Origin of the sequence: Leclercia sp. M-A074-M, from assembly GCF_965195605.1 — a bacterium.
Classification (GTDB): domain Bacteria; phylum Pseudomonadota; class Gammaproteobacteria; order Enterobacterales; family Enterobacteriaceae; genus Enterobacter.
In genome coordinates this window covers 244,082-262,659 of sequence record NZ_CBDAHM010000006.1, presented here as the reverse complement: position 1 = coordinate 262,659, position 18,578 = coordinate 244,082, and the positions used below count along the sequence as shown (strand labels likewise).

Annotated in this window: 19 protein-coding genes and 1 other RNA gene; 13 read left to right on the top strand and 7 right to left on the bottom strand. The window is 56.6% G+C overall.

What is annotated here, in order from left to right:
- Window positions 1-8: 8 nt before the first annotated feature.
- From ACOKCT_RS14480 to zapA, 3 genes are all read right to left on the bottom strand, one after another.
- Window positions 9-605, bottom strand: coding sequence for a 5-formyltetrahydrofolate cyclo-ligase (locus ACOKCT_RS14480; RefSeq protein WP_159339838.1), 597 nt, complete (start codon window positions 603-605; stop codon window positions 9-11).
- Between the two features lie 25 nt (window positions 606-630).
- A non-coding RNA gene (gene ssrS / locus ACOKCT_RS14475) (6S RNA) lies at window positions 631-814 on the bottom strand.
- A gap of 41 nt (window positions 815-855) precedes the next feature.
- A complete protein-coding gene (gene zapA / locus ACOKCT_RS14470) occupies window positions 856-1,185 on the bottom strand; it encodes a cell division protein ZapA (RefSeq protein ID WP_039029820.1) in 330 nt (109 codons plus the stop codon).
- Between the two features lie 167 nt (window positions 1,186-1,352).
- Between zapA and ACOKCT_RS14465 the strand changes: the two genes are divergently transcribed.
- From ACOKCT_RS14465 to ACOKCT_RS14430, 8 genes are all read left to right on the top strand, one after another.
- Window positions 1,353-1,931 (top strand): YecA family protein, encoded by a 579-nt coding sequence (locus ACOKCT_RS14465; protein WP_139156297.1) that lies wholly within the window; start codon window positions 1,353-1,355, stop codon window positions 1,929-1,931.
- A gap of 21 nt (window positions 1,932-1,952) precedes the next feature.
- The gene (gene pepP, locus ACOKCT_RS14460) at window positions 1,953-3,266 is read left to right on the top strand and encodes a Xaa-Pro aminopeptidase (protein ID WP_103176886.1); all 1,314 of its coding nucleotides are present in this window, start codon (window positions 1,953-1,955) and stop codon (window positions 3,264-3,266) included.
- Complete coding sequence (ubiH, locus tag ACOKCT_RS14455) at window positions 3,263-4,441, top strand: 2-octaprenyl-6-methoxyphenyl hydroxylase (protein ID WP_159339837.1); 1,179 nt, start codon at window positions 3,263-3,265, stop codon at window positions 4,439-4,441. The genes pepP and ubiH overlap by 4 nt, the downstream gene beginning before the upstream one ends.
- A gap of 12 nt (window positions 4,442-4,453) precedes the next feature.
- Complete coding sequence (gene ubiI / locus ACOKCT_RS14450; RefSeq protein WP_159339836.1) at window positions 4,454-5,656, top strand: FAD-dependent 2-octaprenylphenol hydroxylase; 1,203 nt, start codon at window positions 4,454-4,456, stop codon at window positions 5,654-5,656.
- A 428-nt stretch (window positions 5,657-6,084) separates the two neighbouring features.
- Window positions 6,085-7,179 (top strand): glycine cleavage system aminomethyltransferase GcvT, encoded by a 1,095-nt coding sequence (gene gcvT, locus ACOKCT_RS14445; RefSeq protein ID WP_103176882.1) that lies wholly within the window; start codon window positions 6,085-6,087, stop codon window positions 7,177-7,179.
- 23 nt (window positions 7,180-7,202) lie between these two features.
- Window positions 7,203-7,592 (top strand): glycine cleavage system protein GcvH, encoded by a 390-nt coding sequence (gene gcvH, locus ACOKCT_RS14440; RefSeq protein WP_039029826.1) that lies wholly within the window; start codon window positions 7,203-7,205, stop codon window positions 7,590-7,592.
- 174 nt (window positions 7,593-7,766) lie between these two features.
- Entirely contained in the window at window positions 7,767-10,640 is a 2,874-nt protein-coding gene (gene gcvP, locus ACOKCT_RS14435) for an aminomethyl-transferring glycine dehydrogenase (RefSeq protein ID WP_290531435.1), read from the top strand.
- Window positions 10,641-10,709: 69 nt separating this feature from the next.
- The gene (locus ACOKCT_RS14430) at window positions 10,710-11,453 is read left to right on the top strand and encodes an SDR family oxidoreductase (RefSeq protein WP_103176880.1); all 744 of its coding nucleotides are present in this window, start codon (window positions 10,710-10,712) and stop codon (window positions 11,451-11,453) included.
- 86 nt (window positions 11,454-11,539) lie between these two features.
- Here ACOKCT_RS14430 and bglA read toward each other — a convergent pair whose 3' ends face one another.
- Window positions 11,540-12,973, bottom strand: a complete 1,434-nt coding sequence (gene bglA, locus ACOKCT_RS14425; protein WP_156655195.1) for a 6-phospho-beta-glucosidase BglA — start codon at window positions 12,971-12,973, stop codon at window positions 11,540-11,542.
- A 114-nt stretch (window positions 12,974-13,087) separates the two neighbouring features.
- A complete protein-coding gene (locus tag ACOKCT_RS14420) occupies window positions 13,088-13,819 on the bottom strand; it encodes a MurR/RpiR family transcriptional regulator (RefSeq protein ID WP_103176879.1) in 732 nt (243 codons plus the stop codon).
- 52 nt (window positions 13,820-13,871) lie between these two features.
- Between ACOKCT_RS14420 and yqfB the strand changes: the two genes are divergently transcribed.
- Window positions 13,872-14,183 carry a N(4)-acetylcytidine aminohydrolase gene (gene yqfB / locus ACOKCT_RS14415; protein ID WP_103176878.1) on the top strand — a complete coding sequence of 104 codons (312 nt, stop codon included), beginning with the start codon at window positions 13,872-13,874 and terminating at the stop codon, window positions 14,181-14,183.
- A 165-nt stretch (window positions 14,184-14,348) separates the two neighbouring features.
- A complete protein-coding gene (trhA, locus tag ACOKCT_RS14410) occupies window positions 14,349-15,008 on the top strand; it encodes a PAQR family membrane homeostasis protein TrhA (protein ID WP_103176877.1) in 660 nt (219 codons plus the stop codon).
- A gap of 85 nt (window positions 15,009-15,093) precedes the next feature.
- Here the strand turns inward: trhA and ygfZ are convergent, their stop codons facing one another.
- Window positions 15,094-16,074: a tRNA-modifying protein YgfZ gene (gene ygfZ, locus ACOKCT_RS14405; protein ID WP_156655194.1), complete on the bottom strand. Its 981-nt coding sequence runs from the start codon at window positions 16,072-16,074 to the stop codon at window positions 15,094-15,096.
- Between the two features lie 303 nt (window positions 16,075-16,377).
- On the opposite strand from ygfZ, the gene sdhE reads away from it, so the two are divergent.
- Complete coding sequence (gene sdhE, locus ACOKCT_RS14400) at window positions 16,378-16,644, top strand: FAD assembly factor SdhE (protein WP_103176875.1); 267 nt, start codon at window positions 16,378-16,380, stop codon at window positions 16,642-16,644.
- Window positions 16,625-17,038 carry a protein YgfX gene (locus tag ACOKCT_RS14395; protein ID WP_103176874.1) on the top strand — a complete coding sequence of 138 codons (414 nt, stop codon included), beginning with the start codon at window positions 16,625-16,627 and terminating at the stop codon, window positions 17,036-17,038. Before sdhE ends, ACOKCT_RS14395 begins: the two co-directional genes overlap by 20 nt.
- Window positions 17,039-17,042: 4 nt before the next feature.
- Here the strand turns inward: ACOKCT_RS14395 and fldB are convergent, their stop codons facing one another.
- Window positions 17,043-17,564, bottom strand: coding sequence for a flavodoxin FldB (gene fldB / locus ACOKCT_RS14390; protein WP_103176873.1), 522 nt, complete (start codon window positions 17,562-17,564; stop codon window positions 17,043-17,045).
- A gap of 70 nt (window positions 17,565-17,634) precedes the next feature.
- Here fldB and xerD point away from each other — a divergent pair, with 70 nt between their 5' ends.
- Window positions 17,635-18,561 (top strand): site-specific tyrosine recombinase XerD, encoded by a 927-nt coding sequence (gene xerD / locus ACOKCT_RS14385; protein WP_270094390.1) that lies wholly within the window; start codon window positions 17,635-17,637, stop codon window positions 18,559-18,561.
- Window positions 18,562-18,578 lie beyond the last annotated feature (17 nt).

Below are 18,578 nucleotides of genomic sequence, written 5' to 3'. Positions count from 1 at the left end.
GGCTTTTTTCACCACTGCCAAATCCTGGATGGCGTCACCACCGCAGGCAGCGGGATATCCCACTTCTCCACCGGTAACGCTTCAACGCCCTGACAATCATGCGCATAGCCCACGGGATGTAAACCGTACTGCTGCCAGTTTTGCAGGGTGCGATCGTAAAAACCCCCGCCCATGCCTAAGCGCTGGCCGCTCTCATCAAACGCCACCAGCGGCGTCACCAGCACATCCAGCTGATCCAGCGGCAATACGTCGCGCACGTCCAGTTTCGGCTCGGTGATTTTCAGACGATTCACCACCAGTTCGCTGTGAGGGTGATAGTGCAGAAACAGGAGATGACCCGGGCTAAAAGGGTGGAGTACCGGCAGATAGACTTTCTTCCCGCTGCGCCAGAGTTCATCGATAAGCGGCTGGGTATCCAGTTCACCGTCAAAGGAGAGGAACAGGGCCACCGTGTGCGCCATGACCATAGGCGGATACGCCATCATGCGGGCCGCGGCTTGCTGCGCGAAATGGGCTTGCTGTTCAGGCGTTAGGGCTCTGCGTTGCTGACGAATAAACTGACGAATTTGTTGACGTGTGGCAGGAACTTCAGGAAGTTGCGTCATGGTAGTCGCTGGGTAGAAAGGTGAGGGAATCTCCGAGATGCCGCCGCAGGCTGTAACCCTTGAACCCTTGGTTCAAGGTGAATGTGTCGTCATGATTTTAAGGCTTCTCGGACGAACCGAGCATGCTCACCAACCATGGAGCGCCACATTCTTGTGGTATGAAATATCGGCTCAGGGGACTGGCCCGCATGCGAACATCTCAGAGAAATTTTTCCTTCAGGGTCACTCTACCATAGTAGACCATGAAGTGTTATTCAAAGTTTTGCCCCGGTCTGTCAGTAATGCGACCCTGATCAAGCAATGCCTGTTCAATGGTCTGCTGGAGCATTTTAATGCGTTGTTCCATGCTCGCCGCGTATTCGCGGGTCTTCGCTTTTTCCTGAGTCAATTCATAACTGATGTTCAACGCGGCGATGAAAACCAGCTGCTCAGTATTTGTGACTCTAGTGCGTTCTTTTAAATCTTGCAACCGCTGATTCAAATCATCCGCAGCCTGATTCAAAGCATCCCTTTGTTCAGGCGGACAATTCACTCGCAGCGAACGGCCAAAAATTTGGATATCGACGGGTTGTGCAGACATGCCACCTTCCTGCTGTTTGACTGCGCTGCCTTCACACCCGATTCCGGGGGCTGCGAAGGGGCGACACTATAGCTACCCTGGTGCGCAGATACAAGCCCTATTCTGGTTCACCAGGGTCCAAAGTGGTAGCATACCATGAATATTCCTCCCAATGATGACGAATGCGCATGTCTATACAGAACGAAATGCCTGGCTACAACGACGTTAGCCAGTTACTGAACCAGCAGGGCGTGGGTTTAACACCTGCTGAAATGCACGGTCTGATCAGCGGGATGCTGTGTGGTGGAAACAACGACAGCTCATGGCTGCCGCTGGTTCACGACCTGACGAACGAAGGTCTGGCGTTTGGCCACGATCTGGCCCAGGCGTTGCGCAGTATGCATGGCGCAATCAGCGATGCGCTGGAAGATGACGGCTTCCTTTTTCAGCTTTATCTGCCTGATGGCGACGACGTCAGCGTGTTCGATCGCGCCGATGCGCTGGCCGGGTGGGTTAACCATTACCTGTTGGGGTTGGGCGTAACGCAGCCTAAACTTGAAAAGGTGACGGGCGAAGCCGGAGAAGCGATCGACGATCTGCGCAACATTGCACAGCTGGGCTACGACGAGGAAGAGGACCAGGAAGAGCTGGAAATGTCCCTCGAAGAGATCATTGAGTATGTGCGCGTCGCGTCGTTGCTCTGCCACGATACCTTTACGCGGACTCAGCCCACTGCGCCGGAAGTGCGCAAACCAACCTTACACTAATAACAACTACTGGAGGGTGTCATGACTCAGCAAGAGTACCTTCGTCGCCGTCAGGCGCTGCTGGCTACGATGCAGCCGGGAAGCGCCGCGCTGATATTTGCCGCACCGGAGGCCACGCGCAGTAACGATAGCGAGTATCCGTATCGCCAGAGCAGTGATTTCTGGTACTTCACCGGCTTCAACGAGCCGGAGTCGGTACTGGTGCTGATTAAAAGTGATGACACCCACAACCACAGCGTGCTGTTTAACCGCGTTCGGGATCTCACCGCCGAAATTTGGTTTGGCCGTCGGCTGGGACAGCAGGCCGCGCCGGAAAAGCTGGGCGTGGATCGCGCCCTGGCGTTCAGCGAAATCAACGATCAGCTCTACCAGCTGCTCAATGGCCTGGATGTGGTTTACCACGCCCAGGGCGAATACGCGTATGCCGACGAGATTCTCTTTGCCGCGCTGGATAAGCTGCGCAAAGGCGCCCGGCAAAATCTGAAAGCGCCCGCAACGATCACCGACTGGCGTCCCGTTGTGCATGAACTGCGCCTGTTTAAATCGGCTGAAGAGCTGGAGGTAATGCGTCGCGCGGGTGAAATCAGCGCGCTGGCTCATACCCGGGCGATGGAAAAGTGTCGTCCGGGAATGTTCGAATATCAGCTTGAAGGGGAAATTCATCATGAATTTTCCCGCCACGGCGCGCGCTATCCGGCCTACAACACCATTGTGGGCGGCGGTGAAAATGGCTGCATTCTTCACTACACCGAAAACGAGTCCGAACTGCGGGATGGCGATCTGGTGCTGATTGATGCCGGATGTGAATTTAAAGGCTATGCCGGGGATATCACCCGCACCTTCCCGGTGAACGGTAAATTTACCCCAGCCCAGCGCGCGATTTACGACATTGTTCTGCACTCGCTGGATACGGCGCTGATGCTGTTCCGCCCTGGCACCTCCATTCAGGAAGTGACCGGTGAAGTGGTGCGCATCATGGTCAGCGGGCTGGTGGATCTGGGTATCCTGCAGGGCGATGTCGATCAGCTGGTTGCTGAGAGTGCGCACCGTCCCTTCTTTATGCATGGCCTGAGCCACTGGCTGGGGCTGGATGTGCATGATGTGGGAGCGTATGGCCCGGAGCGTTCGCGCGTGCTGGAGCCTGGCATGGTGCTGACCGTTGAGCCGGGGCTCTATATCGCACCGGATGCCGATGTGCCTGCGGAGTATCGCGGTATCGGCATTCGCATCGAAGACGACATCGTTATCACCGAAACCGGCAACGAAAACCTCACCGCGTCGGTGGTGAAAAATGCCGATGAGATCGAGGCGCTGATGGCGGCGGCGCGCGCATGAGCATCATCATCGTTGGCGGAGGCATGACGGGGGCAACGCTGGCGCTGACCCTCTCTTCCCTGACCCAGGGTAAGCTGCCGATCCATCTGATCGAAGCCGTTGCCCCGCAGTCAACGGGCCATCCGGGTTTTGACGGACGCGCTATCGCCCTGGCGCAGGGCACCTGCCAGCAGCTCGCGCGTAGCGGCATCTGGCAGGCGATTGCCGATTGTGCCACGGCCATCGAAACCGTTCATGTCAGCGACCGGGGCCACGCCGGGTTTGTCACCCTTGAGGCGCAGGATTACCGCATTGATGCGCTGGGGCAGGTGGTTGAACTGCACGACGTGGGTCTGCGCCTGTTCCGTCTGCTAAAGGAGGCCCCTGGCGTGACGCTGCATTGCCCGGCGCGCGTGGAGCATTTTACCCGCAGCGAAGCGGCGGTGAGCGTCACCCTCGATGACGGCACCACCCTTGACGGACAACTGCTGGTGGCTGCCGACGGCTCCCGTTCGGCGCTCGGCCAGCAGTGCGGGATCCAGTGGCAACAGCAGCCCTATCATCAGCTGGCGGTGATTGCCAACGTCGCCACCGCCGAGCCACACCGTGGTCGCGCTTTTGAACGTTTTACCCAACATGGCCCGCTGGCCATGTTGCCGATGTCGCAGGGGCGCAGCTCGCTGGTCTGGTGCCATCCGCTGGAGAGTGCGGACGATGTGCAGAGCTGGTCTGATGAACGCTTCTGCACCGAACTGCAAAAAGCCTTTGGCTGGCGGCTGGGGCGGATCACCCATGCGGGCAAGCGTTCGTTCTATCCCCTGGCCTTAACTACGGCGTCGCAATCTGTCTCCCATCGCGTCGCGCTGGTGGGCAATGCAGCACAGACATTACATCCCATCGCCGGACAGGGCTTTAACCTCGGGCTGCGCGATGTCATGACCCTTGCCGAAACCCTGGCCGAGGCATTTGCGCAACAGCAGGATTGCGGGGCATATCCGGTGTTATGCCACTACCAGAAGCGTCGCCAGGCAGATAAAGCGGCGACGATCGGCGTAACCGACGGGCTGGTGCATCTGTTTGCCAATCGCTGGGCGCCGCTGGTCGTGGGGCGTAACGCCGGGTTAATGGCGATGGAACTATTCATTCCGGCACGCGATGTGCTGGCACAGAGGACGCTTGGTTGGGTCGCTCGCTAAGGAGTAAACAAAGTGCAGAATGTTGATGTCGCCATTGTCGGTGGCGGAATGGTAGGACTGGCGCTGGCCTGCGGTCTGCAGGGGAGCGGTCTGCGCGTGGCGGTGCTGGAACAGAAACAGCCGCAGCCTGTCGCTCCCGATGCGCCGCCTGAGCTACGCGTTTCGGCGATCAACGCCGCCAGTGAAAAGCTGCTGACCCGCGTTGGCGTCTGGTCAGAGATTATCGCCCAGCGCGCCAGCTGCTATCACGGCATGGAAGTGTGGGATAAAGACAGCTTCGGGCATATCGCCTTTGATGATGAGAGCATGGGCTACAGCCATCTCGGCCATATCATCGAAAACGCGGTGATCCATCATGCCTTGTGGCAGAAAGCGCAGCAGTGCAGCGACGTTACGCTGATTGCCCCGGCACAACTGCAGCAGGTGGCCTGGGGTGAAAACGATGCCTTTATTACCCTGCAAAGCGGCGACATGCTGACTGCGCGTCTGGTGGTCGGGGCCGATGGTGCCAACTCCTGGTTGCGCAACAAAGCCGACATTCCCCTGACGTACTGGGACTACCGCCATCATGCCCTGGTCGCCACTATTCGCACCGCGGAACCGCACCAGGCGGTGGCCCGGCAGATCTTCCATAACGACGGCATTCTGGCCTTTTTGCCGCTCAGCGATCCGCATCTCTGCTCCATCGTCTGGTCGCTTTCCCCTGAGAAGGCGCAGCAGATGCAGGAGGCATCAGCCGAAGCGTTTAATCAGGCCCTGTGCGTGGCCTTTGATAACCGGCTGGGGCTCTGCACTGTCGAAAGCGAGCGTCAGGTATTCCCGTTAACCGGTCGTTATGCGCGCCAGTTCGCGGCGCATCGCCTGGCGCTGGTGGGCGACGCGGCGCACACCATTCATCCGCTGGCCGGGCAGGGGGTAAACCTGGGCTTTATGGATGCCGCCGAGCTGGTGAATGAACTGCGCCGCCTCCATCGTGAGGGCAAAGATATTGGTCAGCATCTTTACCTGCGCCGGTACGAGCGTAGCCGTAAGCACAGCGCGGCAATGATGCTGGCGGGGATGCAGGGCTTCCGCGAACTCTTTGCCGGTGCCAATCCGGCGAAAAAACTGCTGCGCGATCTCGGTCTGAAACTGGCTGACACCCTCCCGGGCGTTAAACCACAACTTCTGCGTCAGGCGATGGGACTTAACGACCTGCCGGACTGGCTACGCTAATTTAGAACTCCATCACACTTTATTCTCCCGGCCTGCAGGCCGGGGGATCTCCCTCGTTTGAAATAATCTAATTTCACCGCCTTTTTCGCATTAGATTAACTAATCTGGCTATTTTTATGTTACGGAAATTTCGCGCATTTTTCCGCAGTAAATATCAGCCTGTGCTAAATCCCATCTTATCGACTTTGCTTTTGTGCGGAACGATTCGCATTTTTATAGTGAATAACTCTGTACGCTTTGCTGGCTTTTTTGACCATAAGCTAATGTGATGACCCATTTTGCCTTATGGTTAACCACCGTTTTCGGTGGTAAGTTCTGAGGAAAGAGAACGTTTGCGTCGGTGTCCGGGAGCGATGCCGATGCCGGGTTTCGTGGTGAATTTTTCGCCATGAAACGCAAGACAGCCCAGCTCATTCAACGAGGATAAGATGGCTCAACAGACGCCTTTGTATGAACAACACACCTTATGCGGTGCACGCATGGTCGATTTCCATGGCTGGATGATGCCGCTGCATTATGGTTCGCAGATTGATGAGCATCATGCGGTGCGCACCGATGCCGGTATGTTCGACGTCTCTCACATGACCATTGTCGATCTGCACGGCAGCCGCACCCGGGAGTTTTTACGCTATCTGCTGGCAAACGACGTCGCCAAACTGAAGACGCCGGGTAAAGCGCTCTATAGCGGCATGCTGAATGCCTCCGGCGGCGTTATTGACGACCTGATTGTCTATTACCTCTCTGAAGATTTCTTCCGCCTCGTTGTAAACTCCGCCACCCGCGAAAAAGACCTCTCCTGGATCACCCAACACGCTGAACCTTACGGCATCGACATCACCGTGCGTGACGACCTGTCGCTGATTGCGGTGCAGGGGCCAAATGCCCAGGCGAAAGCCGCCTCCCTGTTTAACGAAGAACAGCGTAAAGCCACCGAAGGCATGAAGCCGTTCTTTGGCGTGCAGGCGGGCGATCTCTTTGTGGCGACCACCGGCTACACCGGTGAAGCGGGCTATGAAATTGCCATGCCGAACGAAAAAGCGGCCGATTTCTGGCGTGCGCTGGTGGAAGCGGGCGTTAAGCCGGCGGGTCTGGGCGCGCGCGATACGCTGCGTCTGGAAGCTGGTATGAATTTATATGGCCAGGAGATGGACGAAGGGGTCTCTCCGCTGGCGGCCAACATGGGCTGGACCATAGCCTGGGAACCGGCCGATCGCGACTTTATCGGTCGTGAAGTGCTGGAACAGCAGCGTGAGAAGGGCACCGAACAGCTGGTTGGCCTGGTGATGACCGAGAAAGGCGTCCTGCGCGGTGAACTGCCGGTACGTTTCACCGATGCCAATGGCAACCACTGCGAAGGCATTATCACCAGCGGCACCTTCTCCCCGACGCTGGGTTACAGTATTGCGCTGGCGCGTGTGCCGGCGGGCATTGGCGAGACGGCCGTGGTGCAGATCCGCAACCGCGAAATGCCGGTCCGCGTGACCAAACCGATTTTTGTTCGCGCCGGTAAACCGGTCGCCTAATTATTTTTATCAGGAGAAATTCAATGAGCAATGTGCCAGCAGAACTGAAATACAGCAAAGAACACGAGTGGCTGCGCAAAGAAGCCGACGGCACCTATACCGTTGGGATCACCGAACATGCTCAGGAGCTGTTAGGTGACATGGTCTTTGTGGATCTGCCGGAAGTGGGCGCGACCGTGACCGCGGGCGACGACTGTGCGGTGGCGGAATCGGTAAAAGCAGCTTCAGACATCTATGCCCCGGTCGGCGGCGAAATCGTGGCGGTTAACGACGCCCTGAGCGACTCCCCGGAGCTGGTCAACAGCGAGCCTTACGGCGAAGGCTGGATCTTCAAAATTAAAGCCAGCGATGAAGCGGAAGTTGCCGCCCTGCTGGATGCCACCGCGTACGAAGCTCTACTCGAAGACGAATAAATACGCCTCATCCTTCACGTTGCAGGCGCGTTGGCTTCCTCGCTCACCCCGGTCACTTACCTGAGTAAGCTCCCGGGGATTCGCTGCGTCGCCGCCTTCCTGCAACGCGAATGATTTAGCGTATTCAGTTAAATTCCAAATACGATTCACTGCACGTTTCAGGAACCATCGCTCATGACACAGACTTTAAGCCAGCTTGAAAACCGTGGCGCCTTCATCGAACGTCACATTGGGCCGGATGCTCAGCAACAGCAGGAGATGCTGAAGACGGTTGGCGCGGATTCGCTCAACGCCTTGATCGGCCAGATTGTGCCAAAGGATATTCAGCTCGACACGCCGCCGCAGGTGGGGGAATCAACCACTGAATATGCCGCCCTGGCGGAACTGAAGGGCATTGCCAGCCTGAACAAGCGCTTTAAGTCTTACATTGGCATGGGTTACACCAACGTGCAGTTACCGCCGGTGATCCTGCGTAACATGCTGGAAAACCCGGGCTGGTACACCGCGTACACCCCTTATCAGCCGGAAGTCTCTCAGGGCCGTCTGGAAGCGCTGCTCAACTTCCAGCAGGTGACGCTGGATCTGACCGGTCTGGATATCGCCTCCGCCTCGCTGCTGGATGAAGCCACTGCCGCCGCAGAAGCGATGGCGATGGCAAAACGCGTCAGCAAACTGAAGGGCGCAAACCGCTTCTTCGTCGCAGCCGACGTGCATCCGCAAACCCTCGACGTGGTACGTACCCGTGCTGAGACCTTTGGCTTTGAAGTGATTGTTGATGATGCCGATAAAGTGCTGGATCACCAGGATGTGTTCGGCGTGCTGTTGCAGCAGGTTGGCACCACCGGTGAAGTGCACGATTACGCCAAACTGATTGCCGAGCTGAAAGGGCGTAAAATTGTCGTCAGCGTGGCGGCCGATTTTATGGCGCTGGTGCTGTTAACCGCCCCGGGTAAACAGGGCGCAGACATCGTTTTCGGCTCCGCGCAGCGCTTCGGCGTACCGATGGGCTACGGCGGTCCACACGCGGCCTTCTTCGCCGCCAAAGATGAATTCAAACGCTCCATGCCAGGCCGTATTATTGGCGTATCGAAAGATGCCGCCGGCAATACCGCCCTGCGCATGGCGATGCAGACTCGCGAGCAGCATATCCGCCGTGAGAAAGCGAACTCCAACATCTGTACCTCTCAGGTACTGCTGGCCAACATCGCCAGCCTTTATGCGGTCTATCATGGCCCGGTTGGCCTGAAGCGTATCGCCAGCCGCATTCATCGCCTGGCCGATATTCTCGCCTGTGGCCTGCAGCAGAAAGGTCAAAAACTGCGTCACGCCCACTTCTTCGACACCCTGTGCGTTGACGTGGCCGACAAAGCGACCGTGCTGGCACGCGCTGAGGCGGCAGAAATTAACCTGCGCAGCGATATCCTGAATGCGGTCAGCATCACCCTGGATGAGACCACCACCCGTGAGGATCTGCAGGTGCTCTTCAACGTCCTGCTGGGTGAAGACCACGGTCTGGATGTGGACACGCTCGATAAAGAGGTGGCGCACGACAGTTGCTCCATTCAGGCGAGCATGCTGCGCGATGACGCGATCCTGACGCATCCGGTCTTTAACCGCTATCACAGCGAAACCGAGATGATGCGCTATATGCACTCTCTGGAGCGCAAAGATCTGGCCCTGAATCAGGCGATGATCCCGCTGGGCTCCTGCACCATGAAGCTGAACGCCGCCGCCGAGATGATCCCAATCACCTGGCCGGAATTCGCTGAACTGCACCCATTCTGCCCGGCCGATCAGGCGGAAGGGTATCACCAGATGATCAACCAGCTCTCCGACTGGCTGGTGAAACTGACCGGCTACGACGCACTCTGCATGCAGCCAAACTCCGGCGCCCAGGGTGAATACGCAGGTCTGCTGGCGATCCGCCATTATCACGAGAGCCGTAACGAAGGGCATCGTGATATCTGCCTGATCCCAAGCTCCGCCCACGGCACCAACCCGGCATCGGCCCAGATGGCAGGGATGGAAGTGGTGGTAGTGGCCTGCGATAAAAACGGCAACATCGACCTGGCCGATCTGCGTGCGAAAGCGGAACAGACCGGCGATAAGCTCTCCTGCATCATGGTCACCTATCCGTCCACTCACGGCGTGTATGAAGAGACCATCCGCGAAGTGTGCGAAATTGTGCACCAGTATGGCGGCCAGGTTTACCTCGATGGCGCCAACATGAACGCCCAGGTGGGGATCACCACGCCAGGCTTTATCGGCGCGGACGTGTCGCACCTGAACCTGCACAAAACCTTCTGCATTCCGCACGGCGGCGGCGGCCCGGGCATGGGCCCGATCGGTGTGAAAGCGCACCTGGCGCCGTTTGTTCCGGGCCACAGCGTGGTGCAGATCGAAGGCATGCTCACCCGTCAGGGCGCGGTCTCTGCGGCACCGTTCGGCAGCGCCTCTATTCTGCCAATCAGCTGGATGTATATCCGCATGATGGGCGCAGAAGGGCTGAAGCAGGCCAGCCAGGTGGCGATCCTGAATGCCAACTACATCGCGACGCGTCTGAAAGATGCCTATCCGGTGCTCTACACCGGCCGTGATGGTCGCGTGGCGCACGAGTGCATCCTCGATATTCGTCCTCTGAAAGAAGAGACCGGTATCAGCGAGCTGGATATCGCCAAGCGTCTGATCGACTACGGCTTCCACGCCCCGACCATGTCGTTCCCGGTTGCGGGTACGCTGATGGTTGAACCAACCGAGTCCGAAAGCAAAGTTGAGCTGGACCGCTTTATCGATGCGATGCTGGCGATCCGCAGCGAAATCGACCGCGTGAAGGCCGGGGAGTGGACCCTGGAAGATAACCCGCTGGTTAACGCGCCGCACACCCAGAACGAACTGGTAGAGGAGTGGAACCACGGTTACACCCGCGAACTGGCGGTCTTCCCGGCAGGCGTAGCCAACAAGTACTGGCCGACCGTGAAGCGTCTTGATGACGTTTACGGCGACCGTAACCTGTTCTGCTCCTGCGTGCCGATGAGCGAATACCAGTAATCTTTCTGTCATACTGTAGGCCGGGTAAGCGTCAGCGCCACCCGGCTTTTTTTTATCCGGAGGTTGTAGATGGCAATCGCATTAGTCACCGGCGCCAGCCGTGGGATTGGCAAAGCGACGGCGCTTGAGCTGGCGCGTGTGGGTTATAACGTGGCGGTGAATTATCACCACAACATCAGCGCCGCCACCGACGTGATCAATCAGATTACAGAAGAGGGCGGCAGAGCCTTTGCCCTGCGCGCGGATATCAGCGACGAAGCGCAGGTTATGGCGATGTTCGACAGCCTCGATCGCGAAGGGGAGCCCCTCGCCGCGCTGGTCAACAACGCCGGGATTCTCTTCGAGCAGAGCACCATTGAGAACCTCTCCGCCGAGCGGATTAACCGCGTGCTGGCCACCAACGTGACCGGGTATTTCCTCTGCTGCCGCGAAGCGGTGAAACGCATGTCGCTGAAACATGGCGGTAAAGGCGGGGCGATCGTGAATGTCTCTTCAGCAGCCTCACGACTCGGCGCGCCGGGGGAGTATGTGGATTACGCGGCATCGAAAGGGGCGGTGGACTCCCTGACGACCGGGCTATCGCTGGAAGTGGCGGCCCAGGGCATCCGGGTGAACTGCGTGCGTCCGGGGCTGATTTACACCGACATTCATGCCTCCGGCGGTGAACCGGGGCGGGTGGATCGGGTGAAGTCGATGCTGCCGATGCAGCGCGGCGGCCAGCCGGAAGAGGTGGCGCAGGCGATTGTCTGGCTGCTGAGCGAGAAGGCCTCGTACGTGACGGGCAGTTTTATTGAGTTAGCGGGCGGGAAGTAAGGCCCCTCACCCTAACCCTCTCCCCATAGGGGAGAGGGGATCGATCGCAGGCCGGTGCAAGCGCAGCGCCGCCCGGCAATGCCGGATTAAAGCGTCTCGCCGTTGCTGGCGATCACTTTTTTGTACCACTCAAAGCTCTTCTTACGCGAACGGGACATGTCGCCGGTGCCGTCGTCGTGCTTGTTCACATAGATAAAGCCGTAACGTTTGCTGTACTGGCCGGTAGTGAACGACACGCAGTCGATGCAGCCCCACGGGGTGTACCCCATCAGATCCACACCATCGTAAGTGACCGCTTTCATCATCTCTTCCACGTGCGCGCGCAGATAGTCGATGCGGTAGTCATCATTGATGCTGCCGTCCTCTTCTACTTTGTCGTACGCGCCAAAGCCGTTTTCCACGATAAACAGCGGTTTCTGATAGCGCTCATAGAGTTCGCACAGGGAGTAACGCAGGCCCACCGGGTCAATCTGCCAGCCCCAGTCGGACGCTTTCACGTGCGGGTTCGGCACGCTGCCTTCAAAGCCGGAGATCGCATCGCCGGTGCCGCCTTCCGCTTTCACCGCGTTGGTCATGTAATAGCTGAAGCCCAGATAATCACAGGTGCCTTCGCGCAGGATCTGCTCGTCGCCCGCTTCCATCTTGATGGTGAAACCGCGGCGCTCCCACTCATTCAGCACGTAGGACGGGTAGTAACCCCGCAACTGCACGTCGGTAAAGACATAGCGTTCACGCATCGATTCCTGAGCAAACATCACATCTTCTGGTTTGCAGGAGTAAGGATAGAGCGCGACCATTGCCAGCATGCAGCCGACTTTCATCTCCGGGTTGATGCGACGGGCCGCTTTCACCGCCAGGGCGCTGGCCACGAACTGGTGATGCAGCACCTGGTACATGGTCTCTTCCGGATTCTGATGCTCGGTATAGACCACCCCGGAGCAGCAGTAGCCGAACAGCGGCGCGCGCCAGTTACGCTGATTGTTGATTTCGTTGAAGGTCATCCAGTATTTGACCTTGCTCTTGTAGCGCTCAAAGACCACTTCGGCGAAGTTGACGAAGAAATCGACCACCTTACGGTTGGTCCAGCCGCCGTACTCCTGCACCAGGTGCAGCGGCATTTCGAAGTGGGAGAGGGTGATGACCGGCTCGATGTTGTATTTCAGCAGCTCATCGAACATGTCGTCGTAGAACTTCAGCCCCTCTTCGTTGGGCTGAGTTTCGTCACCTTTCGGGAAAATACGGGTCCAGGCGATGGAGGTGCGGAAGCATTTGAAACCCATCTCGGCAAACAGCTTGATATCTTCTTTATAGTGACCGTGGAAGTCGATGGCCTCGTGGTTAGGGTAGTATTTGCCGTCAACTACCTCCTGGGTGATTTCACGCGGTACGCCGTGCGCGCCGCCGGTCAGCACGTCACAAATGCTCGGGCCTTTGCCGCCTTTGTTCCAGCCGCCTTCAACCTGATGCGCCGCAACCGCGCCGCCCCATAAAAAGTCTTTTGGTAAGGTGAGTTTTTTCATCTTTGCTAATCTCATTTATTGCTATTGTTTTTGAGTCTAACAAAGGGGAATAAAATGTCACGATATAACAATTCGTGAGAGTTGTAATATGTTACACCGAAAAAACAGGGTGTTTTATTCCGTTAATTTCTTCGCCAGTTTACGCCCCAGCGATTCAAGAATATAAATAACCGGAATCTGCGTGGTAATATCGTAGACGCCTGCGATACGCGTTTGCGGAACATGCCATGAGAGGTTAAAGTCCGCCAGTTTCGCCAGTCGCGAATGTTCGTGGCTGGTAATGGAGAGTACCTTGCAGTGATGCAGGCTGAACTGGCTGGCGAAGCGCAGGATCTCTTCGGTTTCGCCCGAGACCGAGAGCACAATCGCCAGCGCATTTTTTGCCATATCGTTAGTGACCGGGAAATAAGGGTCGTCGATATGGTTGCTGAATTTTCCAATATTGGAAAAGAACCGTGCGCCATATTTTGCCAGCGAACCTGAGGTGCCAGCGCCGACAAATATAATACGTTCCGAGGATAATATAATATCCACGGCGTTATTTAATAGCGCGTCAAATTCGTCGTTGTTTACGCTTTTGAAAAAACTGATAATCTCACTGGCGCCAAAATTAGCCTGCTGCGGTTCGTTTTGCTCAAGGTATAATTTAAACCGCACGCGGAATTCCGAATAGCCATCGCAGTTCAGCTTGCGGCAAAAGCGCAGCACGGTGGTGGTGGACACCCCCGCCGCATCCGCCAGTTCACGAATGGTCATGTACATCACCCGATCGCGGTTTTTAATGACGGTGTTGTAGACCATCATCTCCAGGTTGTTGAGGCTGGCAATGGCGGAATGGGAGAACATGCTCACTGGGGCTAAACTCACTCATCAGACTTCATCTTCAGGGAATAATAACATGCAGCCAAACGACATCACTTTTTTTCAGCGCTTTCAGGATGACATTCTGGCCGGACGTAAGACCATTACTCTCCGCGATGAAAGCGAATCACATTTCAAAGCGGGCGATGTGCTGCGGGTGGGGCGTTATGAGGATGACGGCTACTTTTGCACCATTAAGGTTACAGGCACGTCGACGGTCACGCTCGATACGCTGAGTGAAAAACATGCTCAACAGGAGAACATGTCCCTGGACGAACTGAAGCGGGTAATTACAGACATTTACCCGGACCAGCATCAGTTTTATGTTATTGAATTTAAATGCCTTTAAGTTTTTATGTGAACAGCCGTTAGCTGAAATAATCCCTCAACCTTATGATTGTAATAAATAAATTTTAAACTGATATTTATTTTAGCGAACAGGTGTTCACTGGAATCATTCTCAGTTAGCATAGACAGCGAGACATTATTCACTTTTGTTTTCCCGGAGTTATCTATGGTTAGCAAACCATTAACCACACAGGGATATTCGCTGGCTGAGGAGATAGCCAACAGCATTAGCCACGGTATTGGCCTGGTGTTTGGCATCGTTGGGCTGGTGTTGCTGCTGGTTCAGGCCGTCGACACTAACGCCAGCACGCTGGCGATCACCAGCTACAGCCTCTACGGCGGGAGTATGATCCTGCTGTTTTTGGCCTCCACCTTGTACCACGCCATTCCCCATCAGCGGGCCAAGATCTGGCTGAAGAAATTTGACCACTGCGCGATCTATCTGCTGATTGCCGGAACCTATACGCCGTTTTTGCTGGTCGGGCTGGATTCACCCCTGGCGCGTGGGTTGATGATTGTTATCTGGAGCCTGGCGCTACTGGGGATCCTGTTTAAGCTCACCATCGCGCACCGCTTTAAGGTGCTGTCGCTGGTGACCTATCTGACCATGGGCTGGCTGTCGCTGATTGTGATCTATCAGTTGGCGGTAAAACTGGCGGCGGGCGGTGTGACACTGCTGGCGGTGGGCGGAATTGTCTATTCGCTGGGGGTCATTTTTTACGTCTGCAAGCGCATCCCCTATAACCACGCTATCTGGCACGGGTTTGTACTGGGCGGCAGCGTGTGCCATTTCCTGGCGATTTATCTGTACGTCGGGCAGGTCTAATAAAAATTGCCGGGTGGCGGCTTCGCCTTACCCGGCCTACGGGTTTTGTAGGCCCGGTAAGCGCAGCGCCACCGGGCAACAGCTATCACTCTTCCAGCGAATAGGGCAGCGGCTCAATGCTTAACGTATTCACATCCTCACGGACGCGGAAGACGCTGTCTGGCTCCATATCATTATTCATCACGGCCTGAACCAGCAGGCGGCCATCGTCAAGCTGAACGGCAGCCAGTACGGTGCCGGTACGGCGCCAGTTATCACCCATTTTCAGCTCCAGATCTTCACCGGCTTCCGGTACGCGGCTGGCTTTACCCGCCAGATACCAGAGCGCGCGTTTGTTGGCGCCGCGGAACTTCGCGCGGGCAACCATCTCCTGACCGGTATAGCAGCCTTTTTTAAAGCTGATACCGCCCAGCGCCTGAAGGTTGGTCGCCTGCGGAATAAACTGCCCGCTGTTGGCGGCATCAATAACCGGAATGCCCGCTTCAATGTCCAGCGACAGCCACTGCTGGCTGTTATTTAACTGCGCTTCGCCACGCAGGGCCTGGGTCACGCGCTCGGCGGTAGCGACATCGGTTACCAGTAAGAAACGCTCTGCCGGATGTTCAAACCACAGCAGCGAGGTAGCCCCGTCGTTGGTGACCTGTTTTTCTGCATCAGGCAGTTCGCTGAACAGGTTTTTCAGCGCGGCGCGCGCCTGGAAGCCCGCCACACCCAGCAGCACCTGCTCGTCATCGGCCGCGATGGTCACTTTAGAGAATACCGCATACTTTTTCAGCTCGGTGAGCTGGGCGTCGCGCAGGCTACGACGTTCGATCAGGGCAAAACCATCCTGACGACGGAAGAGGCGCAGGTTGCTCCACATCTTGCCTTTCGGATCGCAGTGCGCCGCCAGCAGATGCTGGTGTTCGGTCAGCTGACTGACATCCGCGGTCACCTGGCCCTGCAGGTACTTTTCGCTGTCCACGCCGACGAGGGTTGCCAGCGCCCAGTCATCAAGGGTCATAAGCGTCAGCGGCAGACGCGCAGAGGCGACAGGCTGGCGCGGAGAAAAGGGTGTAAATGCCATATTGATGTCCTGAATTGCTTAACGCTTTGATAATGCCTAATGGTAAAAGAGACTGTAGCCATTGCAAGCGGTTTCAACAGGCTATTCGTGCCCTTAGCCTAATCTACGTAACGCTACGCAAAACAGCTGAACACGCTTATTTATTGTGGTTTTTTGTGGAAGCCTGCTCCTGGAACACAATATTCCAGTAATGAAACAGCAAAAAACACGTTACACTAAGAGCCGTTTCTTCCCGGTTGAGCACGTTTCTCTGCCGATACGAACGGAACACTGCCTGAACTCAACGTTATGCAGGAATCAGACATGGACATTAATAACAAAGCCCGCATTCACTGGGCATGCCGTCGCGGCATGCGCGAACTCGATATCTCCATCATGCCGTTCTTCGAATACGAATATGACAGCCTGAGCGATGAGGATAAGCATCTCTTCGTTCGCCTGCTGGAGAACGACGATCCCGATTTATTTAACTGGTTGATGAATCACGGCAAACCCGCCGACGCCGAGCTGCAACGGATGGTGCTTTTAATTCAGACACGGAATCAGGAACGTGGTCCTGTGGCAATCTGATCTACGCGTCTCATGGCGCGCCCAGTGGATGTCGCTTCTGCTCCACGGCCTGGTCGCGGCTGTTATTCTTCTGATGCCGTGGCCGCTGAGCTACACCCCGTTATGGCTGATGCTGCTGTCGCTGGTGGTGTTTGATAGCGTACGCAGTCAGCGGCGCATTAACGCCCGTCAGGGTGAAATCAAACTGTTTATGGATTCCCGTCTGCACTGGCAGGAGAGCGAGTGGGAAATTGTCGGCACGCCGTGGATGCTGAACTCCGGCATGATGCTCCGCTTACGCAAAGGCGCGGGTCAACGCTGCCATCATTTATGGCTTGCGGCAGACAGTATGGATGAAGCGGAGTGGCGGGATCTGCGTCGGATGATGTCGCACCAGCCGACGCAGGGGCGGTAGTGGTTTAGCTGAACTGCTCCGCCATTTCGCCAAGGATTTGCTCGCACCAGCTCTGCAGGCGCTCTTCACTGAGGTCGTACTGGTTGGTTTCATCCAGGGCCAGCCCGACAAACAGCTCTCCGTCGGCGATAATCGGTTTCTTGCTGGTAAACTCATAGCCTTCTGTCGGCCAGTAACCGATGAACGTGACCCCTTTCGGTGCCAGCTTGTCATGCAGCATCCCCAGCGCGTCGAGGAACCACTCGCCGTAGCCCAGCTGATCGCCCATGCCGTAAAGCGCGATAATTTTGCCTTCAAGCGCCAGGGAGTCGAGCTGATCCCAGATGGCTTCCCAGTCTTCCTGCAGTTCACCGAAATCCCAGGTCGGGATGCCGAGGATCAGCACGTCGTACTGCTCCATCATCGATGGGGCATCATCTTTGAGATTGTGCAGGGTGACCAGTTCCGGGCCGATAATGTCGCGAATTTTCTCTGCGGCCATCTCGGTGTAGCAGGTGCTGGAACCATAAAACAGACCAATATTCATCGCTAAAATGTCTCAATACTTGCTATGACTTTGCGAGTAGTGTACCAGAAACAAGACCCATTCAGGCATAATGCCCCATTGCAGAACGAAAGAGGCGGACGTGGAAAAGGATCTCTCACTCATCGAACAGTTTCTCGATGCGCTCTGGCTGGAGAAGAATCTTGCCGAGAACACCCTCAGCGCCTACCGACGCGATCTGGCGATGCTGGTGGCATGGTTACACCATCATGATCTCTCTCTGGCCACGGCCCAAAGCGACAATTTGCAGGCGCTGCTTGCCGAGCGGATGGAAGGGGGATATAAAGCCACCAGTTCCGCGCGGCTGCTGAGCGCCATGCGGCGTCTGTTTCAGCACCTTTATCGCGAGAAGATACGCCCTGATGATCCCAGTGCGGCACTGGCGTCGCCAAAACTGCCCCAGCGTTTGCCAAAAGATCTCAGCGAAGCGCAAGTTGAGAGATTATTACAGTCGCCAGTGGTTGACCAACCGCTGGAGTTACGCGATAAAGCGATGCTCGAAGTGCTTTACGCCACAGGATTACGCGTGTCTGAACTGGTCGGGCTGACGATGAGCGATATCAGTCTGCGCCAGGGCGTGGTACGGGTGATCGGTAAAGGCAATAAAGAGCGTCTGGTGCCGCTGGGTGAAGAGGCGGTTTACTGGCTGGAGAGCTATCTTCAGCATGGCCGCCCCTGGTTGCTGAACGGTGTCTCCATTGACGTGCTGTTTCCCAGCCAGCGCGCGCAGCAAATGACACGTCAAACCTTCTGGCATCGCATCAAACATTACGCCACACTGGCGGGTATCGACAGTGAAAAACTTTCGCCGCACGTTCTGCGTCACGCGTTTGCGACCCATCTTCTGAATCACGGTGCCGATCTGCGCGTGGTCCAGATGCTGCTTGGGCACAGTGACCTGTCAACGACGCAAATCTACACGCATGTCGCGACGGAACGCCTGCGGCAGCTACACCAACAGCATCACCCACGTGCGTGATGACTTGTAACAGGAAC